Genomic DNA, 26184 nt, shown 5'->3' with positions numbered 1-26184 from the left:
AGTTGGTAGGATAATTCCTATGCTGATACAGCCATCGCGAGAATAAGCGTGAAATGCAAGGCTATTTATTGCCTTAACGCACCGCAGAGATCTTTACACTAGATAAGGCAGTGATCTTCAAGAGGTGAGGTCAGTGAAAAAACCATTTTATTCCGCTATTTTTGCGCTACTGACCAGCCTGATAGGGAATGTGCACGTTGCCGTTGCAGCCGATTTACAGGCTCAACTCGATCAGTTTTTTCATGCGCGTTTTCCAGACAAGCACAGCAGCGTCATCGTTATGATTAAATCGCCGCCGGAGCAATGGTCGCAGTGCGAAGCTCCCGTGCTGGCGCAAGGCGTAGGGTTTAGTATTAACAGTGGAGGAAAAGCAATGGGTAACGCTGCTGTTGGTCAATCCGTGCGCGTGCGTATGGCATCAGGGCAAATCGTCAGTGGTATTGCGGGTGAAGACGGTGTTATATTAATTGCGCAATAATAAATTAAAGTATTCGTCATTGTTGCCGATGATACCTACAGAGTAAATTTTGCGTCGCCCCTTCCTTTCGTGTGGCGTTTATGTAAACCTGAGTGGAATCAGGTTATTATTTAACCTTTTGACACCTCATTTTAGAGGATAACATTATGAGCATTGAACGCACCCAGCCGCTGAAACCTGTCACTCAAGTACAGTCTCGCGACGCCAGTGAAGCGACGAAGCAAAAACGTGTACAAACGCCCACCCAAAGCGAAGTGGCAGGAACCCAGGTTAAGCTGAGCGACGCGCAAGCTCGTTTGATGCAGCCTGGCACACAGGATATCGATATGAATCGTGTGGAAACGCTGAAGCAAGCCATTCGTGATGGTTCTTTACAGATTGATGCGGGTAAAATCGCAGATGCACTGATCAAAGATACTCAAGACTTCTTGGCGAATAATTGATAATTATGGAAAAATTGCGAACAACGCTTGATGCGGTACTTGATACCCTGGACCAGCTGAACACTATCTTATCAGAAGAGCAAACCCTGCTCGGTGCTGGTCATATTAACAGCGTTGCTTTACAGAAGGTCACTGATACTAAAAGTGCCACCTTGGCAACTGTGCAATACCTTGATAAGAATCGGCAGGAAATTTAAAATCGCTTGCAGCTTCATGCTCCCTACGAATCAGATGCTGAGCTATTCGAACGTTGGCAGGCTATTCAAGCATTAACGGCTCATTTGCATGATATGAACAAGCACAATGGTATGTTGCTAAATCAGCACATTTCCTATACTAATGAGGGCATTGCGATACTGAAACCTCGCCATGGTCAGAGCCTTTATGGCCCTGACGGACAATCATCAGGATTGGTGGTCGGCGGCAGGAAAATCAATTAATAACACCAGGTGTGTTACTCATAATTAACGGCGATTTCTACTCGCCGTATGTCTATCGGGCAATAAACACGTCCTTTACCTTCTAGGAAATAGGTAAAACGAAACTCGCTGGTGGCTGGCAAACCACGAAAAGCCAGTGTCTGCCCACTCCACCCCCCCCCTCAATTTCAGCGCAGCGTTTTACTGTACACAGTTTAACGCGTAAGCCAGGGTCATATACCCCATCGATGGCATGGCGCCAATATACCACAGTGATCGAATTATCCGGTTTGACGCCTTGCAACGGTGTAGGAGCCAAAGGTGCAGAGTTGAACAGTTGACCACGATACGTCAACATCACCCCTGATGTGCTGGCGTTCCATCCCCCTTGTCCTGCAAAGACAGCAAGAGGTACAAGTGCTAATAACAATACTGAGAGCCGTCTCACACTCATTATGCTTCTCCAATCATTGCCGTCATTCTTATCTGCCGACTGTCACTGATTTCAAGGTTGGATAGCACCGCCATCTGCGGCAAACTACGATGTAAAAAGCGCGCAAGCAAACCTCGTAATGCATGGTTTACCAACAGAACCGGGGGAGCCCCCAGCATTTCCTGCCGACTTAGCGCCTGCCTGGCTTGTGCCAAAAGTCTATCGGCAAGGCCCGGTTCCAATCCTCCACCACCTTGCAGCGCTTGCAATAAAATTCGCTCAAGGGAACTATCCAAACCAATCACTTGCAACTCACCATCACCAGGGAACCATTGCTGGGTAATGGCCCGGCCCAAAGCAACGCGCACCACTGTCGTCAGCTCATAAGGGTCGGGTTGTACAGGCGCGTGCTCAGCAAGTGTTTCAACAATAGTACGCATATCGCGGATAGAAACTTTCTCTTTAAGCAGATTTTGCAACACCTTGTGCAAGGTGGTCAGCGTGACAACACCCGGGATCAAATCCTCAGTCAGCTTCGGCATTTCCTGCGTGACACGGTCCATCAGTCGCTGCGCTTCCTGGCGGCCAAACAGCTCACTCGCATAGAGCCCAATAAGATGGTTAAGATGTGTAACAACCACGGTGCTCGCTTCCACTACCGTATAACCTTGCGTTTGCGCCTGCTCCTTCAACACCACTTCAATCCACACGGCAGGTAAACCGAATGCCGGATCTTGTGTCTTGTCACCCGGCAATTCGCCAAATGCATTTCCAGGGTTAATGGCCATCCAGCGACCGGGATAAGCTTCGCCGTGTCCCACTTCAACCCCTTTCATCAGGATACGGTAACTTGCAGGGGGTAATTCCATATTGTCACGAATGTGCACCACTGGCGGCAGGAAGCCCATCTATTGCGCGAATTTTTTGCGAATACTGCGGATTCGCCCCGGTAGTTCACCATCCTGCTGATGATCGACCATGGGAATCAGCCGGTAACCCACTTCCATTCCCAGCGGATCTTCCAACTGCACATCAGACCAGGTTGCTTCAATGACCTTAAGTTTCTCATGTAACTGTTGTTCAACGCCAGCGACAGGCACAATGCCCTTACGGTTTTTCATCCACCAGGCCAATCCAAGTAGCGCTGCGGTGAAGAACAAGAAGACAAAGTTAGGCATCCCCGGTACTAAGCCGATCAGCCCCAGCGCTCAGAATCATCACTCGTGGATTATTGAACAGTTGCGTGACCATTTGCTGGCCAACATCCTGATCTGTACTCACGTGGGTAACGATGACACCTGCCGCTGTCGAGATAACTAACGCTGGTATTTGCGCCACCAAACCATCACCGATGGTTAACAAGGTATAGCTTTCTGCTGCCTGGCCCATCGCCATATTGTGCTGCACAACCCCAACCAACAGCCCACCGACAATGTTGATCACCATAATGATCAAACCAGCGATAGCGTCTCCACGCACAAATTTACTGGCGCCGTCCATTGAACCGTAAAAGTCGGCTTCCTGGGTAACTTCCGCACGGCGCTTTTTTGCTTCATCTTCACCGATCAAACCGGCGTTTAAATCTGCATCAATTGCCATCTGTTTACCGGGCATCCCATCCAGGACAAAATGGGCCCCTACTTCAGCAATACGTCCGGCACCTTTGGTGATCACCATAAAGTTGATTAACACCAAAATAATGAATACCACGATACCGATAGCAAAATTGCCGCCCACCAAAAAGTGACCGAACGCCTCTACCACACGTCCCGCTGCCGCTGTACCTGTGTGACCTTCCAGCAAAATAATACGCGTCGATGCAACGTTCAGCGACAAACGCAACAATGTAGAGAACAACAAAATTGTTGGGAAGGCAGCGAAAGCCAACGTGCGTTGAGTGAACATTGCGACCAATAACACCATGATGGAGAGTGCAATGTTGAAGGTAAAGAGCAGATCCAAAATGAAGGGCGGCAGCGGCAACACCATCATGGAAAGGATCAGAAGGATGAGGACTGGGCCCGCCAAAATTTGCCACTGGGTGTTTTTAAACGCTGTAGGTAGTCGCAGTAAAGAGGCCAAATCAGGCATCGGTATTCATCTCTTCAGGTGATACAAAATCAAGCGCTTTCTGGACAGGAAGATCTTTGGGTTTACGCGGGATGAGTCCCCCCTCACGCCGCCAACGTCTTAGTTGGTAAACCCATGCCAATACTTCTGCCACGGCAGCATACAGTGTTGCTGGAATGTGTTCGCCAATTTCTGCATGGCGAAACAGAGCACGCGCCAACGGCGGTGCCTCCAAAACGGGAATGCGATGTTCGGCACCAAGCTCTCGAATACGCAGGGCAATTTCTCCTGCCCCCTTTGCCAAGACACGAGGCGCACTCATTTTTTATCATCATATTGCAGGGCTACAGAATAGTGTGTCGGGTTGGTAACGATCACATCTGCCTTTGGCACATCGGCCATCATCCGTCGCTGGGCCAGCGCACGCTGCTGTTGACGTATCCGACCTTTCACATGCGGATCGCCTTCACTTTGCTTATGTTCATCGCGGATATCCTGTTTACTCATCCGCAATTTTTTTAAATGGCTCCAAAGCTGCCAGAAAACGTCAAAAGCCACCATGGGAATAAGCCCCACGATGACAAAAAATGCGCATATTGCTACCAGTTCCAGCGCATCTCCTAACGCGGCAATAGGCGGTTCAGAGACCAGATGGGGCATCTTGGGCCAGTTATGTAACAAGAACCAGCCAGCAATTAATCCTACCAATATGGACTTGAGGATGGCTTTAAACAGCTCTGCCAACACTTGCGAAGAAAATATGCGCTTTAAGCCACTGATCGGGTTCAGCTTGGCCAGATCGAATTTAATGGAACTGGGACTAAACAGCACTCCCCCCAGTAACATCGGGGCAGCAATCGCCACCAGTACAGCGCCAACCATTAAAGGAACCAACGCTGAAACACCCTGCATCAGCAATGACCCCAAATGGCGTAATAGTAACTTGTCATCACTGACTAACCCGGGGTCAAAATGAAGCCCTTGCGCCACCATGCCAGAAAGTTTCCGCGCCATCGAGCTGCCGCCAAACCATAAGAGTGCCAGCCCTGAAATCAACATTAACAGCGACGTTAATTCGCGCGAACGCGGAATCTGGCCTTCTTCCCTCGCCTTTTCTTGTCGGTGGGGTGTGGGGGCCTCTGTTTTTTCCAGATCGCTATCTTCAGCCACAGCCGTGTTCCGATCGCATTCAGTCAGGTTAAGGAGTAACGCTTAGCATGACAAATGTCCGCAATCCTTATGGCTTGAACAACGAAACAAACCTATAGCTTATTCAGGGATAGGGTAATACCAATAGAAACACCGTGACTGATCCACAGATCAATCACGGTGCAAAAGAAGCGTGCATCAGTGGGAGACCCTGCACTGCCGCACTCCCTCTGACTGCATTAGAAACCCAGGTTGTCGAGCAAGTCATCAACCTGATCCTGACTGGATACCACGCCTGCGGCGGTTTTATCCATCTGAGGACCGTTGAGCAAGCTGTCATTTGGCCGTTTCTTCTCAGCCGATTGCTCTGGCATGTATTCCAACAACACCATCAGCAATTGTTTTTCGATTTCCTGAATTACCGTCATCATGCGTTTGATAACCTGACCGGTAAGATCCTGGAAATCTTGCGCCATAATGATTTCCATCAGTTGCGCATTGGTGAAAGAGGTGTGCTGCGATACGTCATTCAAATAATTACGCGTATCCGTGACCAGTTCTTTTGCTTGCACCAGTTCAATCGGATTTTCGAACCATTCATCCCAACGCGCTTTCAGCGCCTTGGCCTCCGTTTCCAGTCGGTTTTGGACGGGTTGTGCGGCCTCAACGCTGCTTAATGCGCGTTCTGCCGCCTGTGCCGTCATTTGCACAACATAGTCGAGGCGATCGCGCGCATCGGGAATCGCTTCCGCGGCTTCTGCGATGGCCAGATCCAAACCCAGTTCACGCAAGCTGTCACGCAGCATGCGCGTCAATTGGCCAATACGGGAAATGATCTCCGTTGCAGAGGCAGTATCATTCACCGGTGGCATAGGATGTGACGTCATACGATCCCCTTACATGCCTAATTTTTCGAAAATCTTATTCAGTTTTTCTTCCAGGATCGCAGCGGTGAACGGCTTAACCACATAGCCGCTAGCACCCGCCTGCGCCAGAGAGGCACGGGCACTGTTCATCAACACGGAGACTTGCTCTTGCGGCACGTTACGCGCCGCGCGGGTTGCCGCACGGTTCAACGTATTACGGGTTTGCAGCAATGCCACCCAACTCTGACTTAAACTGTCGCGCTGCTGGCTGACGGTCTCCACGCGCGTAAAATTCTGATAGTCCGTTTTGAACGCCGTAAAGGATAAGCTGCTGGATACCAACTGCACGGCACAAAACACAAACAACAACACAAACAAACCGGTAGAAACACGAATCCGCGTCAACATACTGCCTCCAACCTTAGTGATCGGTCGGCGTCACGCCGACACGATCGATACGTTCTTGTTTTAAAATGCTTCTTAATAAATCACTGTGCTTGAAATACGCGTGGCCGTTCGGTTAAAACGTTTCCCAGTTATCTGAGGCCACAGCCCCTGCTTTTTTCTTACTGTCCGCAGAGGCGGTCGGCAGCAATACCGGGCGCGTCGTCGTGTCAACCGTGGCCGATGCGATCCGCGAACGTCCACCCGTTGCTGGTAACTGGAAGACCGCAACGGCCTGGTTCAATCCAATAACTTGTTGTTCGAGTGCGGCCGCAGCGGCGGCGGATTCCTCTACCAGCTCAGAGTTTTACTGCGTTACGCGGTTCATTTCTGTAACCGCCTGCCCAACCTGCCCAATGCCTTTGCTCTGTTCGTCAGAGGCAGAAGCGATTTCACCCATGATGTCGGTCACGCGAGTCACCGAGCTGAGAATTTCTCCCATGGTTTCGCCCGCACTTTCTACTAATACAAATCCTTCATCGACACGATTTACAGAATCTTCAATCAAAGTTTTAATTTCTTTCGCTGCCTGGGCGCTACGCTGTGCCAAATTGCGCACCTCTCCCGCCACCACGGCGAAACCGCGGCCCTGCTCTCCCGCTCGTGCAGCTTCAACCGCCGCGTTCAGCGCCAGAATATTAGTCTGGAACGCGATACCATCAATAACGCTGGTAATATCGGCAATTTTCTGCGAGCTGCCGGCAATGTTGTGCATGGTTTTCACAACATTATCGACCACCTTGCCACCGCGTTGTGTGGTTTCTGATGCGCTTAACGCCAGTTGGCTCGCCTGACGCGCATTTTCCGCATTCTGTCGTACCGTTGCCGTCAGTTGTTCCATACTGGCCGCCGTTTGCTCCAGCGACGACGCTTGCTCCTCGGTACGCGATGAGAGATCGTTATTCCCTGCGCTGATTTCTGATGCTCCGGTGTAGATCGCATCGGCACCATGGCGCACCGCGCTCACTGTGCTGATCAATTCGGACTGCATGTGGCGCATGCTGTCTGCCAATATGCCCATTTCATTGCGGCTATGATAATTCATGTTCTGAGTCAGATCGCCGCGCGCAATGTGTTGCATATGTTCCACAATATTATTCAGCTGATGAATTAATATACGTTGGATAGCAAACCAGGCAGACAAGATTAAAGCGACAACAACTGAAATCACTGCCCCCAAAATCCAGAGAGCCGATTGATAAGCGCTTTCGTTGCGTGAAATTTCCGTATTATATAATTTTTCACTTTCTACTTTATAAGCATTGTACGCTTTTTCAAATTTATCCTGATAGCTTCGTGTTGGCTGGTCGATAAACTTTTTTATATCCCCTGTGGAAAGCAGTTGAATTAATTCAGTCAATTCAACATTTAATGTCGTATAATTCTGTTTGACATATTGCGCGATGGCATTGCTCTGCTGAGCCGAGCGTTCTACGCGTTCATAGTCTGCGAAGTATTTGTTTGCACTGACTAATTTCCGCTGCGCATCCTCCAGCAACGCTTTTACCGATGACCCGGTGCCCGCCCCCCGTGGCAGCAAGCGCAAATCGACTTCCTGCCCGATTAAGGGTATTTTGCGTTTGCAATAAATATGACCAACTCGCATCAAGCGCAGATTTTTGATTATTAATGATAAGCGTATTGCCAAATACCTCTTTATCATTTTTTAACGCATTAAAAAATAGCCCGCCGGAAACAATTTGCAGCACACCAAATAGTAGCATAACACAAAGTAGCGCTGTGGCAATTTTTATACGATTCAACATATGACACCTTTTAAGTAAACGAATAGCCGGAAAACCAGCATCAGAGATGAATAAGTTCCAGATAACCTAAATAGAGAAAAGAGCAAAAAAGGTCAGAGCCATCCAGCGATGGCTCTGAAAAAAGATTATGCTTTTGCAACGATATCAACTAATGCCATTTCTTCACTGCTCAGCAATTTCTTGATATCGACCAGGATGAGCATTCTCTCACCCAGTGAGCCAAGACCTGTCAAATATTCTGTGGACAGTGTTACTGCAAATTCCGGTGCAGGGCGAATCTGATCCGCCGTCAGTGACAGTACGTCAGACACGCCGTCAACGACGATCCCCACCACGCGCTGTCCCAGATTGAGGACAATCACTACGGTGTTGTCGTCATAATCCACTTCCTGCTGGGCAAACTTAATGCGCAGATCGACGATTGGTACGATAACGCCACGCAGGTTAGTCACCCCCCTTTGATAAAGGAAGGTGTGTTTGCAATGCGTGTAACCTGATCGTAACCCCGGATCTCTTGCACCTTAATAATATCGACGCCGTACTCCTCGTCGCCCAGTGTGAAAATCAGGAACTCCTGTCCCACGGTTTCACCGGCTATTTTTGTGACGTTGGCAAGTCCAGTCATGTTTTTCACCTTAATTATTCACGTTCTATGTGTTATTACGCCGCGGTCTCAACAACGCGCTTTTCACGGTTCAATGCCTGCAACGCCGAAACGTCGACAATCAATGCCACGCTACCGTCACCTAAAATGGTCGCAGCGGAAACACCCGGCACTTTGCGATAGTTGCTTTCCAGATTCTTCACTACAACCTGGTGTTGACCAATCAATTGATCAACCAGCAAGGCATAGCAGCGACCTGCACTCTGTAGAATGACGACGATACCCTGAGTCGCATCAGTCTTCGCACCTTCAACATCAAAAATGTGGAACAGCTCAACCAGGGGCAAATATTCTCCGCGTACTTGCAGCACACGCTCGCCACCCGCCAACGGATAAATGTCCTCGGCGCGCGGTTGTAAAGATTCCATTACTGCACCCAACGGCAGAATGAACACTTCTTTGCTGACCTTGACGGACATGCCATCCAGTATTGCCAGTGTGAGCGGGAGTAGGATACGAATAGTGGTACCCTTGCCGGCCTGGAAGTGAATTTCAACGTGTCCACTCATCTCCTGGATGTTACGTTTTACCACGTCCATGCCCACGCCACGCCCAGAGACGCCTGTAACTTTTTCGGCCGTTGAGAAACCAGGCGCAAAAATCAACATACCGACGTCTTCGTCAGACATGTTTTCATTCACTGCCAAGCCTTGCGACATCGCTTTCGCTAAAATGCGCTCACGGTTCAGCCCCACACCGTCATCAATCACTTCGATGCAGATATTCCCGCCCTGATGTTCAGCTAGCAGCGTCAAATTACCCACCGGCGATTTCCCAGCAGCAATACGTTTCTCTGGCGATTCAATACCGTGATCGAGGCTGTTACGTACCAAGTGAGTAAGTAAGTGGGTCAATTCTACCTGCTTGTCCAGTTTGGCGGCCAAATCGCGCACCAAGCGTGGGAAGCGGCTGAATACGTATTCCATTGGCATCATACGAATAGACATCACGGATTCTTGCAAATCGCGCGCGTTTCGCTCCAACTGCCCCATGCTATTCAGCAGGTCGGCATGCGCCACCGGATCAAGCGCCGTAGAGCGCTGTGCCAGCATGGATTGCGTTATCACCAGTTCGCCGACCAGGTCGATTAACTGATCAACTTTTTCTACCGCCACACGGATACTAGTATCACCGGTTTTAGGCCGGTTTTTGTTGGCATCGTGTGCCGGCTGTTGCGCCTTGGCCGCAGCAACAGGTGCGGAAGGGGCTTCGACTTTGGCTTCAACCACAGGCTCTGGCGCGATTGGCGCCACGGCCAGTTCAGGCGCAGGTTCGGCGGCAGGAGCTGCGCTTGGCGTGGAGGCTGAAGGTGCGCCAAAATGGATCTGTTCAGGTTCTAACACAAAGCAGAGCACGGCGCTGATATCATCTTCACTTTCAGACGTCACCAACGTGACATCCAGACTGCTGTCCGTCTGCTGGGGATCTTTCACCGTTCCGAGGTTGCCCAGCTCTTCAAGCATTTGCGGAATTTCTTGCGTTTTAAGTCCAGTGAGCGAAATGCGCAATTCATCGTTTCCAGCCTGTGCGAGCGTTGGTGCGGCCGCGGCCGGCGCGCTGCCTTCTCCTTTGGCATCGAGCGCCAGTTGGCGCAGTGCCTGACAGATATACTCAAAGCTCTCAGCATTGGGTTCCTGTGCGGTTTTATAAGCGTCCAACTGATCCTGCATAATATCTTTTGTTTCCAAAAACAGGTTGATGATATCGGTACTCAAACGCATCTCTCCGCGTCGCGCACCATCAAGCAGGTTTTCCATCAAATGGGTGGTTTCCTGCAATACGGTAAAACCGAACGTTCCCGCGCCGCCTTTAATGGAATGGGCGGCACGGAAGATAGCATTCATTTGCTCAGTATCAGGGGCTTGTGGATCTAATAACAACAAATGTTGTTCCATATCCGCCAGTAATTCATCTGCTTCATCAAAAAAAGTTTGATAAAAAGCACTCATGTCCATGCTCACGTGATCACCTCTGCTGCGAATCGTGGCTTATTGATGAAGGTGTTGCCTGGCTGTCCGGAGCGGCTGGCAACGCGGTGGTTGGTTGCTGGAGCCATGAAGCAGGTACTCCATTCCCTGTCTGCGGCGATGCTGCACCACCGCTATTATTTGTATTGGTATTACTGATACTGCTTACATTGCTGTTATTGGTGGTGCTGTTGTTATTGGTTGTGGTACTGCTCGAACTGGTGTTGCTACTACCGGAAGGCGCACTGTTCGTTGGCCCCACGCCCGTGGCGCCCCCCGAGACCGGCGCATTACTTGCACCGTTATTGCCATTGTCGGCAGCCGGCTCGTCGGGTTTAGTGTTCTCGGCAGGCAAATTTTGCAAAGTTTCCGCTTTGTCGATATCAATCGCGCGGCTTTCGCTGTTTTCTTGCTCAATGGCTCGCTGCGCATCACGGTTAAGCACCATCAAGCTGATCCGGCGGTTGATGGCGTCGTTTTTGTTCGCGGCCTGTTTTAGACTCATGGTATCCGCCATGCCCACCACGCGCAGAACCTTGCCATCAGACAGACCGCCCGCAATCAGCTCACGCCGGGAGGCATTTGCACGATCCGCAGACAGCTCCCAGTTACTGTAGCCACGCTGCCCCTGGGCGTACTGTACGTCATCAGTATGCCCTTAAAAGCTGATCTTATTGGGGATATCATTAAGAATGGGGGCTATCGCACGCAGGATATGGCTCATATAGGGCTCAACCTGCGCACTGCCGGTTTTGAACATGGGGCGGTTTTGGCTATCAATGATCTTGATGCGTAACCCTTCATCGACCATTTCAATCAGCAAATGCGGACGTAACGCTCTGAGGCGCGGGTCAGATTCGATCAGCTGTTCCAGTTGCTCGCGCAATTTGTTCAAGCGAATGTCATCGAGTCTGTCGCGCTGATTGGCTTCAGGAGGCATCTCAGGTTCACGCTTGACGACACCTTCCTGCTGGGTGTAATCATTGCCCCCGCCGGGAATCGGGCTGCTGTCTTCACTGACGCGAGAGCCCGACGTTAACGCGACTTTGAGCGTAGTCCGAAAATATTCGGCAATCTGCGTCAATTGTGATGGGCTGGCGATGGCGATAAGCCACATCATCAAAAATAGCGCCATCATAGCGGTCATAAAGTCAGCATAAGCGATTTTCCATGAGCCGCCATGGTGCGCCGCGTGGCTAGACTTCCTTTTCTTGCGTATTATCGGATGCTGATGTTTCATTAGTCACTTTCCGCAGCCTGCTGAGCCGGTGCTTTCACACGACGAATATGTTCTTCCATCTCAGTGAAGGTCGGACGGACTGTGGAGTACAGCGTTTTACGCCCAAACTCAACGGCAATCTGCGGCGCATAACCGTTCAAGCTGGAGAGCAGCGTCACCTTGATGCATTGCAGAACTTTTACCTTTTCCGAATTCTTTTGACGCAGCAGTGATGCCAGTGGCGAAACAAAGCCGTATGCCAGCAAGATCCCCAGGAACGTCCCCACCATGGCATGCGCAATCATCATCCCCAGTTCAGCAGCAGTGCGATCGACGTAGGCCAAGGAGTGCACTACCCCCATAACCGCCGCAACGATACCAAACGCAGGAAGTCCATCCCCCATCAGGTTCAGACTCATTGCCGGCACTTCGAACTCGTGCTCTAGCGTTTCGATTTCTTCGTCCATTAGCGTTTCGATTTCGAACGCATTCATGTTGCCGCTGATTATCAGGCGCATATAGTCGGTTATGAATTCAATGACGTGACTGTCGGCGATTACACGAGGGTAGCTGGAGAAAATCTCGCTCTCACGCAGACTGTCGATATCACCTTCCAGAGAAAGCATCCCCTGATGACGCGATTTCGCCATCAGACGAAACAACAGCGCCATCAGATCCATATAGAGATCCCGGCTATATTTGGATCCTTTGAACAATTGAGGGAAGGCGCGAACCGTACCTTTAATGGCTTTGGCGTTGTTACCGACGATAAACGCGCCCAGCGCCGAACCACCGATAATCAGCAGTTCCGAAGGCTGATACAGCGCGCCCAGCGACCCGCCAACCATGAGGTAACCACCCAGTATCGAACCTATTATTACGAGATAACCCAATATAACAAGCACAAGAATTCCTTATAACAAATCGCTGGTGGAAGCTGAGGTAAAACATTCGTCGAGCAGGAACACGGGCTGAGACAGACTCACAACCGCCACCATGCTCAGACAGCATGCTTTACCGGTTCATCCAGTAGTTGCGGTAGTATATCGGCAAGATTCGGTGAAAGTTTACGTCTTTTTACCGCTCTGGAGGGTGGCTGACACAAGCTGCAAACAAAACTGTTTTTCGGCAGATGAGCATGCGTAATAAACATCCCGTTGCAACAATTGCACGACGACAACTGTAACATACCGCTATCCACGAAACGCACCAATGTCCAGTAGCGGGTCAAGGCAAGTAACGGCGTATCATTGTTGGGTGCGCACTTTTCAATATAAAGACGGTAGGCTTTGATAACGGCTTCAACGCCATTACAACGACTGGTCTTTAACAAAAAAGTACGCATTATAAAACATGGAAGAATGAATATTCTGTTCCCAGGTCATGAACCAGTTCGTGGAAAAGGGTAACATTCCTTTTGGAGGTGGGCTCCCCCGAAGCTCTTTATAAAGTTTAATTAAACGCCCACGACTTAATTGTGTTTCACTTTCCAACATCTGCAATCGAGCACCCAGAGAGATCAATTCCATCGCTAACTGGATGTCTTTTGCTTCCTGAACAATACTCTTTTCCGTCATTATTATGCCATTTTCTTAGGCAAATTATCGTCTTTCGAAGATAACTGGTTTAATAAGTGACTCGACAGCAAAATTCCAGTATGGATTTGTTGTAAATCATCCACGCGGGATTCTTGTGTTAATAACTTGATCGTGTTGTGATCGTCAAAGCGAAAATGACAAATCAGTTGATTGGTTTCCGCCAGTTTAACCATCTGAGGCAGTGTAAGCTGCATCAGAGTATCTGCCATGGTTTCATCAATACCTAAACGGAACATTGCAGAAGCTTTTTCGTCGTTGATTAAACGTTGTGCCAGTAACAGATAAGACAGATTTATGTCATAAATGTGCTTGAGTAATTCAGAGGTACCCATATTTCCCATCTCGACAGGCTATGTTCAAAGCATAAGTTGGGGGGATAGAGGCTATCGCCCGGTTAAAAATCACTCTCCATTGATGGCATGAAAGCATTCGGTGCCAGACTATCTTTTGTTACTTTACTTTCTTATTATGACAATCACATGCTACAATCAACTTCTTTTGCTGCCCAACTCGCTTATTCATTAACCCCGTATGACAACCTAAATCACTGCATCAGGAAGCATAGGATTATTCCTAAATCCTCCCAACTGTCCCGCCTAATCCCTCAAACACACAACGCGACCAGAGAATCATTTCAGTAATTATGTGATCCAAGTCACATAATTGAAAGGTATTATCACGAAAAGTCGTGTGGTAAGAACTCTTACCAGATCGTTTATTGCCCATCTTTTTTCACAAGTAGCATTTCACTTCACTAAAGCAGGTACAGTTATACCTTTTTCAAATGGGTTTATCTTAATGATAGATATATAAAAAATGTAACAAGATTACGCACCTGTCAGCGATCTCCAAAGAGGGTACTCCGTGGCAGTTTAAAAAATTCGCGGATGCCTCTTCTAAAGCCTGGTTTACTCGTGCCTGGCAGGATAAGGTTTTTGGCGGCTTTACCAACAGCGCCAGCCTGAATGGTGACAAGCAGGTTAGTCTGATTTGGATGCAAACCCTGGCTTCTCAACATGGTGGCCTGTGGGTTAGCCTGGTCTTACTGCCCGCTAACGCCAAAACAGCGACACGCGACGATGTTAACAACCTTGGTGGCTCTGTGGGTCTTCTGGTGCAATCCCCTTCCGATGGCCCGGCAAATGATATTCCTTCCGGTGATTTGGAGACCGCGAAGCAGTATGGAGCACGTGTTGCCGCTGTAGCATCACGTCTGCGCGGATAATCTCCCCCGTTAATCTTCGGTTATCAAGCCAGCGAAACGCTGGCTTTTTTATTTAACACACCCCATCTCTTCGTCATCATAGTGTCATCATTGATACACATAATGGTGGCACGGCCATCTGAGATGAAAAAATGATAACCATTCATGCCAAAAGTACGAGTGAAGCTGAAAAGTTGCTCGCTTCCGGCACTACCAGCAAAGTGCTTCTTGATTATTCCGTGACTACTGACGATTTTTTCAGAATCGCTGATGCATGGTGTGCACAAGGTGCAAAGATCAGCAAGAAAGCAGGGATGTTTGTTATTTCGTTGAAAGGGTTTCGCATTCCTCCCAACGATTAGTCAACTAGCGAACTAAACGTGTACCTCAATTTCGAAGTGCCCCCTTCGGTGACGACATTATGAGTGCGTCGCCGCGAAAAACTATTTCCGTCTGGAACAGTCCTCTCAATATCATCATTTTTTTATTGTATTGGTTGATATTAAACTGCCGTTTAAAAAACTCATGTCACCTTAGTCTTTATGCGAAGGTTTATTGGGTCGCGTTTATACCCCTATCCCGATATTGTCAGCACTTGGATTAAGCCATGAAATATACCTTTTTTCGACTGCTCCCAGTCATTTTTCTCGCGGCTTGTACCACAACAAAGCAGCCTGAGCCGGTAGCATCAAACACATTTTCACCGATGGGCGTATCGGAAGATGAACCAGAGATTGATAACTGTGCGGTGGGATGCCCTGTGGGGGGAAGCCAACAAACAGTGATACTCGAAGCCTACACATTAAACAATAATCGCAATACCCGGTTCGCTAATTGGGTAGCCTATAAAGTCACCCTTGACCGTATTGCCAGTGGTGGCACCCGAAACTGGAAGCGCGACCCCGTGCTACCAGAATCAGACACGCTAGCCCCAGCCGCCTACACCGGTGCAAATGCTGCACTGTCTATCGATCGCGAACATCAGGCACCGCTCGCTGGGCTTGCTGGCTCATCCGATTGGCAGTCACTCAACTATTTGTCGAATATCACGCCACAGAGGTCAGCATTAAACCAAGGCCCTTGGGCCCGTTTAGAATTGAAAGAACGCTTGCTGGCAAGTCGCCCTGATTCGCCCCCTGTTTACGTGGTTACTGGCCCTTTATTTACGCGCAAGATAGCAACGCTGCCAGCAGCCCCTGACGTCGAGATCCCGAGCGGTCAATCGTCTGGAAACAGGCGAGTTTGCCGCGTTTATCATGGATCAGGATACGCGCCCCGAGCGGCCAATATCTGTCACTATCAGGTCACTATTAACGAGATAGAGGCAAAAACCAAACCGCATCTGAATATCTGGCCTTCTTTACCGGAGGACGTGGCCGCTAAACTCAAATCCCGCAAAGGGGCGTTAGCGAAAGCAATGGGATGTTTATAGTCATCGGATGGCATATCACCCATCATCTGTGCGGGCGTTAGCACCAGCCAGAAACGAGGATTAGACCTGCGCTGAGCGATAAGCGTAGGTTCGAAATTATTCTCGCCGCCGAGGGTACATGACTAACATTGCCGTGTGTTAATCAACAGGAAGTTGATCATAAAGGGCTCACCCGCTAAAGCGGTGAGCCTGCTTGCTTATTAGCGTATCACTCTCACATTTTCCAGTTTAACCAGACTTTCAGGTTTATCACCCACTTGCTGAGTGAGTGGAACGAAGACGTTGAGATCTTGCAGCTAGGCTAGTTTGTTACTGCTACCCAGTTGCCCTTCATTCGTTGCATGACACTCAACTAATAAATATTTCCCACTAAACTCAGGTGCAATACGCTGTGCGTTCCCCTATCCCACTAAGTCACTGCGTAACGCTGAAACAATGATTTTCTTATCGGAATCAATATCATCCTACTGCGCTTGATATCGTTGACCCGTCACTAGCGGGAAACGCAGATCCGTCTGAAACGTGTTGAGCAATGAGGAACCAGTACTGATGGACATGGTGAACTTCAACTGTAGATGATGGGCCAGCATTAAACGTTGCACCGTCCAGATACCGCAATCTTCTAGCTTGCGTATAAAACCATCCGGTTGTGCATCCAACTGTGCTTTGACCTTACCGAGCGCGCTTACTTCGGTATAACGAACCTGTTTAAAGCGCAGGAGTGCCCATGGCTTGATCAATGAGGGGTCCGCTTGGAAAACGGAAAATATCCTACGCTAAGCCTATTTTTTGTACAGACCACTATCTACTGAGCGTAACGAACGGTATTTACCCTGTCCCAGCTTAAGGTTTGTCCGCCAAACGTAATCCCCACTCAGATTGATGTGCTCCCATCCCAGCGGGGACAAATGAGAAATAAGTTGTTCATTAATAGGGAGCCCTTTTCGTCTCAGGGAATCTATGGCTCTTTCTATATATACCGTATTCCACAGGGAGATCACCGCAGTCAGCAACGTCAAACCACTAGCCCAGTAGTTCTGATTCTCCGGCCCCAGATCTCTGACCTCCCCCAACCGGTGCATAAAGACCGCTCGTGCAAGCGCATTCCGGGCTTCACCTTTATTCAGCCCCGCCTGTACGCGTCGGCGCAGTGATGGATCTCGGAACTAGTCCAGCATAAACAGTGTCCGCTCGATGCGTCCGATTTCCCTCAATGCCTTTACAAGGCCATTCTGTTTAGGATAACTTGCAAGTTTTTTCATCATCAGCGATGCGGTAACTGTCCCCTGTTTTATCGAGCTTGCGAGGCGAAGTACCTCATTCCAGTGCGTCTCAATATCTTTAAGATTCAGTTGGGTTGTGGATATCACAGATTGAAGTCCCGGATATCGCTCAGCCTTTCCATGAATAAAAATCCGCTTGTCATGAAGATCCCGGATCCTTGGCGCAAAAGCGAATCCAAGCAGATGCATCAGCGCGAAAACATGCTCCGTAAAACCAGCGGTATCAGTGTAATGCTCTGTAATTTCCAGATCACTTTCGTGATACAGCAGACCATCAAGTACATGCGTGGAGTCACGCACACGACTGATCACTTTGGTGTAAAACGGGCTGTATTGATCCGATATATGCGTGTAAATCTGCACGCCTGGCTCCTGCCCGTATTTCAGATTGACCTGACCCGCATAACGCCCGTGACTACCCACCAGAAAGTTCTGTCCGTCAGACGACGACGTTGTACCATCGCCCCAGAATGCCGACAGATGCCGCTTTTTCTGAGCATTAACCAGCTCAGCCAGCGCGGCTGAATAGGTTTCATCCCTGATGTACCAGGCCTGAATGCCCTCCAGTGACAACTTTGTTGTTCCCGGACAGGATTCGGCCATTTTTGTCAGCCCCAGATTGATGCCATCGGCCAGGATGGTGGTCAGTAACAACTTTCTGTCTTTTGGTCTGACGTGATTATTTTTAAGATGCGTGAAATGGCGGGTAAAACCGGTCCAGCCGTCCACTTCATCCAGCATTTCAGTAATTTTAGGGTGAGGCAACATGCCATAAACCAGATCGGCAAAAGGGGATGCTGCTGAAGGGACACTATTATCCAGCGGGGTAATTTTCACGCCTTTATCCGATATATCAACATCAGGCAAATCACCGGCCAGCGCCATCGTATTCACTTCTTCCAGGCGCGATGCCAGAAGCGTCATACGGTTGTACTCATGGCAATCGGTCAGAATGGCAAGGGATAGCTGATTATCCCGGAGTGATTTTTCAAAATCGTCAGACGGGATCAGATAGTCATCGAAATTCCTGTAGCGGCGCGATCCCTTTACCCAGATATCGCCAGAACGTAATGCCCCCTTCAACTCATTAAGTACGCAAAATTCGTAATATTTGCGGTCAATACCGGAGGGAGTGATCACTACCTTTCGCCAGCTTTCTGGGATGAACCCGATTGGCGCGGATGACGGGACTTTTCGGAGTTGTTTCCGATACATCTCTCTGACGGTATCCAGCGCGTCACTAAGCTGTATCGCGGCTGGCGCAGCCCTGAACTGCAACGCGGAAAGCATCCGGGGGGCATACTTACGCAGCGTGCTGTATTTTTCAGTGATCAGATGAAGCGGGTCAAAGTTGTCCTTACGTGACAGAAACCGCGTTTCCTCCACGCTGTTGATGAATTCCTGCCAGGGAATGACGTCTTCTATTGCGGCCCAGGGATCTTCGCCGGATTCTCTGGCGTTAAGTAACGCCTGCCCGACGGTAATGAACTGCTTCAGCTTGCTCTGAATAAGCTTTCCCGTTTGCTGGAGCCGTTCGGCCTGCGTGCGTTTTGCCCTGTTGAACAGGCTACCCAGAATACGCTCGTGCAGATCAATAACTTCGTCAGTCAGGGTGGCCCTGGCCTCTGATATTATACAAACCAGCGAGGCATAACGGCGGATATCCGTGAATTTAGCCAGATCCCGGCTACTCATTTTCCTGCCTTCGCGTGCCAGTTTCAGTAAACGGTTCTGGTGAACGGAAAGCGCAATGCCGTCAGGCAATGCCAGCGACTCAATGGCATTTAACCGGTCGGTTTCGTACACTACCTGACAAATATGTACGAAAGTCAGTGAAATTAATTTCGGATACGCATTATAATATTTACACCCATTTCGTACAGAAAATTTCATTATGTCACGAATTTTTGCCTATTGTCGGGTCTCTACTCTGGAACAGACTACCGAAAATCAACGTCGGGAAATCGAAACCGCTGGTTTTAGCGTCAAACCCCAGCGAATAATCGAAGAACAAATCAGTGGTTCGGTAGCGGCCGGTGAACGTCCTGGTTTTAACCGGTTGCTTGACCGACTGGAAAATGGCGATGTATTGATTGTCACAAAATTGGATCGTCTTGGTCGTAATGCGATGGATATCAGGAAAACAGTGGAGCAACTGGCCGGATCAGGTATTCGGGTGCATTGGGTGGCGTTGATTTGACCAGTCCGACGATGCAGGTGATTTCAGCGGTTGCTGAATTTGAACGAGACCTTTTACTCGAGCGCACCTATTCGGGGATAGCAAGAGCACGGGATGCAGGAAAACGCTTTGGGCGCCCACCGGTGTTAAATGAAGAACAAAAACAAAGGGTACTCGAACGAATTCAGTCTGGTGTAAGTATAAGTGCTATTGCCCGGGAATTCAGAACCGCACGGCAAACGATTCTGAGAGTTAAAGTAAAACAGCAAATACCTACTGTTTAAAAAATAGTCTTAGCGTGGGATATTTTCCGTTTTCCAAGCGGACCCCTTATTATCGGTTATTGATTTAAATATAAGTGTAGTTCAGCTTTGTTTTTTCATTTTTCGGAAACTGAGACAAGGTTTATAAAGATCTACCCTTCCGCTTATTTCCCCTATCAAGGGGAAGCGGTAAATCATACAGTTTTACATTTAATATTATTATAGGAGTATTTAAAATGAATAATGAGTTAGATTTTATAAATAACATAGATGCGAGGGTTTTATTTGAACATTATCAGTCTTTAACTGAAGCTATATTGGGTAATGAAGATACAAAAAAAGAGTTTGTCAAATATGAACATTATGACTTGGATTATTTAAAATATTATCTTGAAGCTAGTATCTATTTTTTAGGTGAGACAAGAGATGGAGCAAATAGAGATGTTGAGATAAAAGATTTAAACAAAGCATTAGAATTAATAAATAATCTATCAAATAGAGCTAAGGTTGCTTTAGCTGGACATATTATCTTATGGTTTGAAGATATATCAGCCATGGGTGCTTATAATACACTGTTTAGATTTTTGGGCAAGAAGCAATAAATATGATGCTTATATCTGTAGCAATGATACTTCTTTGTATAATGCTTGGTGGCTTTATGATTAGAAGCTGCATGGGAAAAACAAACTCTTCAAGCGAAGCAAAACAATCAATATCAGATGTTAGAAAAATGATAGATAAAAAAGCACTGATTAAATACAAAAGGAGTAATCAATAATGATTGATAATATGGATTATGAACTAAAGATTCATATATTAGCACGTTTTTTCTATTACATCGAACAAGTTAATGATATACCTTTTAGTGAGATTAACCACGAAGAACAGGGGCTGTGTTATTTTATTGCTAATAGATATATTAGAGAAAATAAAGCTGATGACCTTTTACAAGCATTAATCGATAACAATGATTAAGATTATATGAAAGCTATAAGAGATTACATTTACACTGAGGGATGACAAAAATATGGATACAGGTAGAAAAAGAGATCGTATAGAATTAAATCCAGAAGAACGCAGGGATATATCTATACAGTTTAGAGTAAACAAAGCAGAGTTTGAATATTTAAAATCATTGATTGAATCATCCGGCCTTGAGAGAGGTTATTACATTAAAAAAGAGATTTTAAAATCTGAACCCGTTGTTAAAATAAAAATGCCGGAGTTTGAGCAGTCTTTATATAGAGAAATACAGCATCAAGGCAATAATATAAATCAGATTGCTAAAAAGCTAAATACCAATGAAGATTTTAAACAGTCGGTAGCCTCAGAAACTAACTTTGCTATAAAGCAACTTATGAAAAGAATATTAAAAGCTTGTGAGGTATATGCTGTATGAAATGAAATGTGGGCAAGCACAGCAAATCATTTAAAAACAGAGTTAAGTATATTTTAAAATATGATCACGATTTCATATATAGCAATATGGCAAGTGATTTTAATAATGTTATTGATTTGACTGATGAATTTAAGTCCGTTGGTAAATTTAGGCAAGATATAAAAAACCTGTTTTTCACGCTTTTTTATCTTTACCCCAAAATGAAAATATTACAGATGAATAATGGGAAGATATAGCAAAAGACTATTTGAAAGAAATGAATATCGATATAGAAAAACATCAATGTATTTGTGTGCGTCATAAAGATACAGAAAAAGACCATATTCATATAGTAGCAAACAGGATCGGCCTTGATGGTTCAGTCTGGTATGGTCAACACGATTTATTAAAAACAATATCAGCTTGTGAACGTTTAGAGTTAAAGCACGGCTTAACCATTACACAGGGGGCTTAAAGGTCAAAAATCAGAGGTATCAACACCAACCAAGAACGAGATCGAGCAAGCCCTGAGAACAGGTGAGAAACCGGCTCGCATCGTGCTACAGAAGGCACTACAAGCCACTATGGTAGGAAAACCAGACTTAGGGACGTTCGTAGAACGTCTGCAGGCCGTAGGCATTGAACCAAGGTTGAATGTTGCCAGCACTGGCAACGTAGCGGGTTGTTCTTTCAGTGTGGGAGATGTGGCATTTAAAGGCTCTCAGTTGGGGAAGAAATTTAGTTGGAACACTATTAAACGCAAGGTGAAATATGACAAAAATAGAGATAATGAACTCGTTAGAAGCTTCTCAGCAAGAAAAGATAATGAACCAAATAGTATTGAACGATCATTTATTGAACCAAATATCAATGACGGTAGAGCCGTTGACAGAATCGATGATGATATTATCGGAATCAGTCAGCACCGCATTAAATCAGACACAGCAGACACTAACAAGGGTGAACAACTCATTAGAAACAACAACAGCTTTAAACCCAGCAAAAAATATAATAAACCAACAAACAAAAAAACTGGAAGAACAACACAAAAAGCTGCACAAATACTCAACAGAGTTAAAAAACAATACAATAAAAAATCAATCAAAAATTATAATAAAAGTGGCTTCAATAGTAGGAGCAATACATTTAGTGGCAGTTCTATCAGTAGGATACTTGATCATGCAGAAACAGCAAACTCAGTCACAAATAAATTTAGACTCGAAAGCGGTAGTCGTTTTAATAGTAGAGCAGCTAAAATCGAAGAGATAAGAAAACGTTTAGGTATAAAAAACCTATTATTCAGCCAAGGAATAAAGAGAAAGCTATAAAAGAAGAAATAAAGAAAAAAACCATCGTATATGGTTGATTCTGAAAATAAATTTAAATCGAAGTTAAAAGAATATATAAAAAAGAAACTCTAAAAACAACTATTCTGCAACTGGGGAGTGTTATGAATTCAAACTTAAGGAATTTTAAATGACTTGAAAATTAGCCCCAGAGAAGGGGCTGTCAGAATATTTATTTCAGTTTTTAGCTGTGAGTAATAAAACTTAATTATTTTCTTCTTCTTTGTTGCGGTGGTTGTTCTCTATATTGCTTCCGATCTAAATATTTTGATACTGATTTGATAACCTCCGTTAAAAAGTCTTTTGTATTAGCAAAATGTGATTCCAGAGATGTTAATACTATCATTCGACCATAATCTTCAAATGCTTGCTCTCCATGTGCCAATATATTTCTGACATCTTTTATTGTTTTAAGGTTTTGTCCAATACCCTCCGCTATTATTATATCATATTTTGTAAATATCTTCCTTATTTCTCTGGCATCGAGATTGCCACTATACAACTGATAAACTTCTGACATTTCATCATAGCTTAGATTGAAATTATCTTTGTTAATTATCATGTTAATGTTATCGTGGATAACATTTAGAGATTCATGAATGTTATTACCCTTGTTTTTATGATAGTGATAGTAAAGTATCACAAGATTTTTTATTTTAGTACTTAACTTTTTATAAGGTGTTTGTGACTGAATTATCTCTTTGTGAATTTTTTAAAAGCTTAGTAGTCGTTACCTAAATGATATTATATAAAGCAAGCATTACACTTGCTTTAATCACTGGCAATGTAGTTGTAATACCCTGATACGAGATATCTACATTCTCTATAACTTTAATTAAATCAATGATTTTTTTGTATTTGTTCAAAATTGCCATTGACTTCTAAAGTTATGGTATTCACTTTGACATCCCCAAAAGTAAATCACGAATAAACTCAATTCGTCCTACAAGCTTATCCTTTTTGTGCAACTAATTCGCTATATGAGTATTTTCTTTGAATTCTTTAGAATTTATGGCTTTCCTTATCTCATCTTTATCTATTTTATCTTTATTGACACCCATTCTAATAGCTAATAAAGTTCCGACAGAGATAGCTTCAAAAATTGAATGTTTGGTTTGAGGATTAGATGTGTGTCTAAATCCAAATGGGAAGAATTCATTAACAAAGGACAAAACTTCATCCATATCATTACGATATTTATTGATGGCTTTTTGTTGTTCTGGAGATAGCTTAGAAAGCTCATTGTTTTTGTTTTCAAGGAATCTATCTAAATAATCAGAAAAACTTCTGGAAACTCCTTTCTTATAATTATCATTTTCAGATAGAGCGTAAAAACGTAGCAACAGTTCATTGTGCTCTTGTCTAACCATTTATCAACGAGCAGTTGTTTTTTGAATTCAGGATTTTCCTTTGGATAATCATATATTAAATCGGTAAATAGGCCCGGATATATTCCTTTCCTTTTCTCCATAGATTTGAGAAGATCACTTCCTCTGTTTATTCTTTCAAACATATCCTTTTTGACTTCATCAGTAGTCTCCTCCGACAAGATGATAAATCTTAGTGCCGTATCTAAGAGTTTACCTTGCCTGCTTTTATCTAACTCATTGAATAACGATCCATTAGCAAGATCAATGGATTGTAATCCGCCGAGTCTTAGCTCATTACTGACAAAAGAATGAATGGTTCTTATTCTTTGTGAACCATCAACTATTTCCCATGCGCCGTCTTTGTTTTCGGCGACAAAAATAAAAGGTATTGGAAGTCCGAGTATAATGGATTCTATAAGTTTTGATTATCTCTTTTCATCCTATGTAAACTCTCTTTGATAATCAGGAACATATAATGTGTTTATTTTCAAGGATGTCCCATCTATATTTTCATTATCAATGTCATTATATTTTAACCCCTCTGAGTATTTCCCGGAAATATACTCAACGGTCAGGTCACGCATGTCATGCCTAACCTCTTTTCTTTTTAAGTAAATTTGTTCTTCAAGAACTTCAATTTTTTTATTGATGCACTCATTTCTTTCCTCTGCTTTTTAGTTGTTAATTTAACTATTTCCATTTAAGAGTTGTGAAAGTATATCATATCGCTTAAGTGGGGGCTGCTATACACTTTCGGCACCATTGGCCCATTTTCTTGGACAGATGCACTGATGTTTTTTATTGCACTATGCCTTGTTAGCTAATTGGCTCGCCTTATCGTTAAGCTGCAAGAATTTTGTGCTTTTGTGTCTGAACATAATCTCCCCACCACTGCATTAGAACCTCTCGTTCTAGTAGATACTCAGCACGATTGTAAGCGGCTATGATTTCGTTGTTCTTGGTATGAGCTAAGGCTGATTCAAGCACCTCGATTCTGAATTTACCACTTTCTTCTGCAGCGGTTCTTGCTATAGAACGCATTCCGTGGGCTACCAGTTCACCACCGAAGCCCATACGGATAATCGCTGCGTTAGCTGTTTGCTCATGCATGTGTTTAAGGGGAACTTTGATACTTGGAAAAATCCACCCTCTATGACCACTGATTGGTCTGATTAACTCAAGGATGCGTATAGCCTCTTTGTTCGATGGGATCAAGGTGCTGCTTTAACAACTTAGGCCAGATTTCTTTGATAGGGACATTGCCTAATCCAGGGAAAACATTTCGTTCGAGGCTCCGCCAGATGTCTTCTGCATGGTCTTGTGAGATACCAGAAGTCTTAACCTTCTCATCTAACCACTTCCTTGCAACAGCCTGTAGCGTGTGCTCAGTGGCATCCTTAAGAGCATTGGCTTTATCGTTGTTGTGAATCTGTGGATCGATACCGTTTGCAAGCAACGACAAGTATTGATCACGTAAAGCTCAAGCCTTGGCAAGCGTGAGATGAGGATACGTTCCTAAGCTAATCTTGATTCGCTTTTTGGTTACTGGCACCGCATACCTGAAATACCAGTTTTTCTTGCAGCATACAGAGAGGGGCGATTCGCAGCATCAGGCCATCACCATCAAAAAGGTTGATCTCCTTTTCTTCTGGCTTGGTATTTTTAATTTCAGTATCAGTAAGTTTCTTAGCGATCTTTGCCATTTTAGGACCCTCGATTTTGGGACCCTTTGCGTTGGGTCCCAAAAAGGGTGCCATAATGAGTAGCTTCTAGCAAATCTCAGTAGACTTCAGTATACTGAAGTCTACTTCAAAAAAACTAAAAAGTGGTGGAGCTGGCGGGGGTTGAACCCGCGTCCGAAATTACTACACCGTCGGCACTACATGCTTAGTCTAGTCTTTACATTCGCCGGTTAGCTGCGAACAGACACGCCACTAACAAACTAGCCTGATTGGATTTAACGCTTCAACCCCAGGCAGGGCATCCACGCGATCTCTTTTGGGTTTGACCTCTCTTGATCCCCGTCCTAAGAGCGGAGGCTAGGGAGAGAGGGCTCAGAGCAGGTTATTAAGCTGCTAAAGCGTAGTTTTCGTCGTTTGCGACTATTTTTTGCGGCTTTTTACGAGGCAAACCGCCCCTCGGCATGCTCCTAAGGCTACACAATCCGTCGAATCCAGAATCAGCCCCAAGTACTTCACTAGTATAACAGAACC

The 26184-nt window shown here is 45.9% G+C and carries 19 protein-coding genes, 1 other RNA gene and 13 pseudogenes; 12 read left to right on the top strand and 21 right to left on the bottom strand.

Annotated features, from left to right (window positions below):
- Positions 1–133 precede the first annotated feature (133 nt).
- The 3 genes and pseudogenes from JZM30_RS22565 to JZM30_RS24490 all read left to right on the top strand — a co-directional run bounded on the left by JZM30_RS22565 (position 134) and on the right by JZM30_RS24490 (position 1361).
- Complete coding sequence (locus JZM30_RS22565) at positions 134–478, top strand: flagella basal body P-ring formation protein FlgA (protein WP_438801539.1); 345 nt, start codon at positions 134–136, stop codon at positions 476–478.
- Positions 479–624: 146 nt separating this feature from the next.
- A complete protein-coding gene (gene flgM / locus JZM30_RS22560; RefSeq protein WP_252321393.1) occupies positions 625–921 on the top strand; it encodes a flagellar biosynthesis anti-sigma factor FlgM in 297 nt (98 codons plus the stop codon).
- Positions 922–926: 5 nt separating this feature from the next.
- Positions 927–1361, top strand: a pseudogene (locus JZM30_RS24490) (flagella synthesis protein FlgN).
- 14 nt (positions 1362–1375) lie between these two features.
- Here JZM30_RS24490 and JZM30_RS24485 read toward each other — a convergent pair.
- From JZM30_RS24485 to flhD, 13 genes and pseudogenes are all read right to left on the bottom strand, one after another.
- Positions 1376–1504, bottom strand: a pseudogene (locus JZM30_RS24485) (flagellar protein FlhE); the annotation flags it as partial.
- Positions 1444–1698 (bottom strand): flagellar protein FlhE, encoded by a 255-nt coding sequence (locus JZM30_RS24480; RefSeq protein ID WP_368858852.1) that lies wholly within the window; start codon positions 1696–1698, stop codon positions 1444–1446. The pseudogene JZM30_RS24485 and the gene JZM30_RS24480, both read right to left, overlap by 61 nt.
- 95 nt (positions 1699–1793) lie before the next feature.
- A pseudogene (gene flhA, locus JZM30_RS22545) lies at positions 1794–3864 on the bottom strand (flagellar biosynthesis protein FlhA).
- Positions 3857–5013: pseudogene (flhB, locus tag JZM30_RS22540) on the bottom strand (flagellar biosynthesis protein FlhB). Before flhB ends, flhA begins: the two co-directional pseudogenes overlap by 8 nt.
- A gap of 218 nt (positions 5014–5231) precedes the next feature.
- Positions 5232–5879 carry a protein phosphatase CheZ gene (cheZ, locus tag JZM30_RS22535; protein ID WP_252321390.1) on the bottom strand — a complete coding sequence of 216 codons (648 nt, stop codon included), beginning with the start codon at positions 5877–5879 and terminating at the stop codon, positions 5232–5234.
- Positions 5880–5975: 96 nt separating this feature from the next.
- A pseudogene (locus tag JZM30_RS22530) lies at positions 5976–6266 on the bottom strand (Tar ligand binding domain-containing protein); the annotation flags it as partial.
- 112 nt (positions 6267–6378) lie between these two features.
- Positions 6379–8068, bottom strand: a pseudogene (locus tag JZM30_RS22525) (methyl-accepting chemotaxis protein).
- A 125-nt stretch (positions 8069–8193) separates the two neighbouring features.
- Positions 8194–8693, bottom strand: a pseudogene (gene cheW, locus JZM30_RS22515) (chemotaxis protein CheW).
- 35 nt (positions 8694–8728) lie between these two features.
- Positions 8729–10681 (bottom strand): chemotaxis protein CheA, encoded by a 1953-nt coding sequence (gene cheA, locus JZM30_RS22510; RefSeq protein ID WP_252321418.1) that lies wholly within the window; start codon positions 10679–10681, stop codon positions 8729–8731.
- Positions 10682–10697: 16 nt separating this feature from the next.
- Positions 10698–11939: pseudogene (gene motB / locus JZM30_RS22505) on the bottom strand (flagellar motor protein MotB).
- The gene (motA, locus tag JZM30_RS22500; protein ID WP_252321388.1) at positions 11939–12823 is read right to left on the bottom strand and encodes a flagellar motor stator protein MotA; all 885 of its coding nucleotides are present in this window, start codon (positions 12821–12823) and stop codon (positions 11939–11941) included. Before motA ends, motB begins: the two are co-directional and overlap by 1 nt.
- Positions 12824–12918: 95 nt before the next feature.
- Positions 12919–13495 (bottom strand): annotated as a pseudogene (gene flhC / locus JZM30_RS22495) (flagellar transcriptional regulator FlhC).
- 2 nt (positions 13496–13497) lie between these two features.
- Positions 13498–13848 (bottom strand): flagellar transcriptional regulator FlhD, encoded by a 351-nt coding sequence (flhD, locus tag JZM30_RS22490; protein WP_252321387.1) that lies wholly within the window; start codon positions 13846–13848, stop codon positions 13498–13500.
- Positions 13849–14378: 530 nt separating this feature from the next.
- On the opposite strand from flhD, the pseudogene JZM30_RS22485 reads away from it, so the two are divergent.
- The 3 genes and pseudogenes from JZM30_RS22485 to JZM30_RS22475 form a co-directional block, all read left to right on the top strand.
- Positions 14379–14741, top strand: a pseudogene (locus JZM30_RS22485) (flavodoxin family protein); the annotation flags it as partial.
- A gap of 131 nt (positions 14742–14872) precedes the next feature.
- Entirely contained in the window at positions 14873–15082 is a 210-nt protein-coding gene (locus JZM30_RS22480) for a hypothetical protein (protein ID WP_222157457.1), read from the top strand.
- A 245-nt stretch (positions 15083–15327) separates the two neighbouring features.
- Positions 15328–16152: a DNA/RNA non-specific endonuclease gene (locus JZM30_RS22475; RefSeq protein WP_252321386.1), complete on the top strand. Its 825-nt coding sequence runs from the start codon at positions 15328–15330 to the stop codon at positions 16150–16152.
- A 464-nt stretch (positions 16153–16616) separates the two neighbouring features.
- Here JZM30_RS22475 and JZM30_RS22470 read toward each other — a convergent pair whose 3' ends face one another.
- Together JZM30_RS22470 and JZM30_RS22465 are read right to left on the bottom strand one after the other, a co-directional pair.
- Positions 16617–16892 carry a hypothetical protein gene (locus JZM30_RS22470; protein ID WP_252321385.1) on the bottom strand — a complete coding sequence of 92 codons (276 nt, stop codon included), beginning with the start codon at positions 16890–16892 and terminating at the stop codon, positions 16617–16619.
- Positions 16893–16934: 42 nt separating this feature from the next.
- Positions 16935–19244 (bottom strand): annotated as a pseudogene (locus JZM30_RS22465) (Tn3 family transposase); the annotation flags it as partial.
- A gap of 85 nt (positions 19245–19329) precedes the next feature.
- On the opposite strand from JZM30_RS22465, the pseudogene JZM30_RS22460 reads away from it, so the two are divergent.
- The 6 genes and pseudogenes from JZM30_RS22460 to JZM30_RS22435 all read left to right on the top strand — a co-directional run bounded on the left by JZM30_RS22460 (position 19330) and on the right by JZM30_RS22435 (position 22583).
- Positions 19330–19898 (top strand): annotated as a pseudogene (locus tag JZM30_RS22460) (recombinase family protein).
- Positions 19899–20113: 215 nt separating this feature from the next.
- Entirely contained in the window at positions 20114–20479 is a 366-nt protein-coding gene (locus tag JZM30_RS22455) for a hypothetical protein (RefSeq protein ID WP_252321384.1), read from the top strand.
- A 175-nt stretch (positions 20480–20654) separates the two neighbouring features.
- Positions 20655–20852 (top strand): hypothetical protein, encoded by a 198-nt coding sequence (locus JZM30_RS22450; protein ID WP_252321383.1) that lies wholly within the window; start codon positions 20655–20657, stop codon positions 20850–20852.
- Between the two features lie 52 nt (positions 20853–20904).
- The gene (locus JZM30_RS22445) at positions 20905–21276 is read left to right on the top strand and encodes a plasmid mobilization protein (RefSeq protein WP_252321382.1); all 372 of its coding nucleotides are present in this window, start codon (positions 20905–20907) and stop codon (positions 21274–21276) included.
- Between the two features lie 256 nt (positions 21277–21532).
- Positions 21533–21730, top strand: coding sequence for a relaxase/mobilization nuclease domain-containing protein (locus JZM30_RS22440; protein ID WP_252321417.1), 198 nt, complete (start codon positions 21533–21535; stop codon positions 21728–21730).
- Positions 21731–21812: 82 nt separating this feature from the next.
- Complete coding sequence (locus JZM30_RS22435; RefSeq protein ID WP_252321381.1) at positions 21813–22583, top strand: hypothetical protein; 771 nt, start codon at positions 21813–21815, stop codon at positions 22581–22583.
- A gap of 226 nt (positions 22584–22809) precedes the next feature.
- Here the strand turns inward: JZM30_RS22435 and JZM30_RS22430 are convergent, their stop codons facing one another.
- From JZM30_RS22430 to ssrA, 6 genes and pseudogenes are all read right to left on the bottom strand, one after another.
- Complete coding sequence (locus tag JZM30_RS22430; RefSeq protein WP_252321380.1) at positions 22810–23163, bottom strand: hypothetical protein; 354 nt, start codon at positions 23161–23163, stop codon at positions 22810–22812.
- Positions 23164–23569: 406 nt separating this feature from the next.
- Positions 23570–23944 carry a hypothetical protein gene (locus JZM30_RS22425; protein WP_252321379.1) on the bottom strand — a complete coding sequence of 125 codons (375 nt, stop codon included), beginning with the start codon at positions 23942–23944 and terminating at the stop codon, positions 23570–23572.
- A complete protein-coding gene (locus JZM30_RS24475; protein WP_367115791.1) occupies positions 23869–24387 on the bottom strand; it encodes a DUF262 domain-containing protein in 519 nt (172 codons plus the stop codon). The genes JZM30_RS22425 and JZM30_RS24475 overlap by 76 nt, the downstream gene beginning before the upstream one ends.
- A 424-nt stretch (positions 24388–24811) precedes the next feature.
- Positions 24812–25186, bottom strand: coding sequence for an integrase (locus JZM30_RS22420; protein WP_252321422.1), 375 nt, complete (start codon positions 25184–25186; stop codon positions 24812–24814).
- Positions 25164–25674 (bottom strand): annotated as a pseudogene (locus tag JZM30_RS22415) (integrase arm-type DNA-binding domain-containing protein); the annotation flags it as partial. The pseudogene JZM30_RS22415 and the gene JZM30_RS22420, both read right to left, overlap by 23 nt.
- A gap of 123 nt (positions 25675–25797) precedes the next feature.
- Positions 25798–26158, bottom strand: a transfer-messenger RNA (tmRNA) gene (gene ssrA / locus JZM30_RS22410).
- Positions 26159–26184: the final 26 nt, after the last annotated feature.

The organism is Candidatus Symbiopectobacterium endolongispinus (assembly GCF_018777385.1).
Classification (GTDB): Bacteria; Pseudomonadota; Gammaproteobacteria; order Enterobacterales; family Enterobacteriaceae; genus Symbiopectobacterium; species Symbiopectobacterium endolongispinus.
The sequence above is the reverse complement of the archived record's forward strand: the minus strand, read 5'-3'. Positions and strand labels throughout refer to the sequence as shown.

Coding starts and splice junctions, on each gene's coding strand:
- flgM (WP_252321393.1), top strand. CDS start 625: ATGAGCATTGAACGCACCCAGCCGCTGAAACCTGTCACTCAAGTACAG.
- JZM30_RS24480 (WP_368858852.1), bottom strand. CDS start 1,698: ATGTTGACGTATCGTGGTCAACTGTTCAACTCTGCACCTTTGGCTCCT.
- cheZ (WP_252321390.1), bottom strand. CDS start 5,879: ATGACGTCACATCCTATGCCACCGGTGAATGATACTGCCTCTGCAACG.
- cheA (WP_252321418.1), bottom strand. CDS start 10,681: ATGAGTGCTTTTTATCAAACTTTTTTTGATGAAGCAGATGAATTACTG.
- flhD (WP_252321387.1), bottom strand. CDS start 13,848: ATGGGTACCTCTGAATTACTCAAGCACATTTATGACATAAATCTGTCT.
- JZM30_RS22480 (WP_222157457.1), top strand. CDS start 14,873: ATGATAACCATTCATGCCAAAAGTACGAGTGAAGCTGAAAAGTTGCTC.
- JZM30_RS22475 (WP_252321386.1), top strand. CDS start 15,328: ATGAAATATACCTTTTTTCGACTGCTCCCAGTCATTTTTCTCGCGGCT.
- JZM30_RS22455 (WP_252321384.1), top strand. CDS start 20,114: ATGAATAATGAGTTAGATTTTATAAATAACATAGATGCGAGGGTTTTA.
- JZM30_RS22450 (WP_252321383.1), top strand. CDS start 20,655: ATGATTGATAATATGGATTATGAACTAAAGATTCATATATTAGCACGT.
- JZM30_RS22445 (WP_252321382.1), top strand. CDS start 20,905: ATGGATACAGGTAGAAAAAGAGATCGTATAGAATTAAATCCAGAAGAA.
- JZM30_RS22440 (WP_252321417.1), top strand. CDS start 21,533: ATGAATATCGATATAGAAAAACATCAATGTATTTGTGTGCGTCATAAA.
- JZM30_RS22430 (WP_252321380.1), bottom strand. CDS start 23,163: ATGATAATTAACAAAGATAATTTCAATCTAAGCTATGATGAAATGTCA.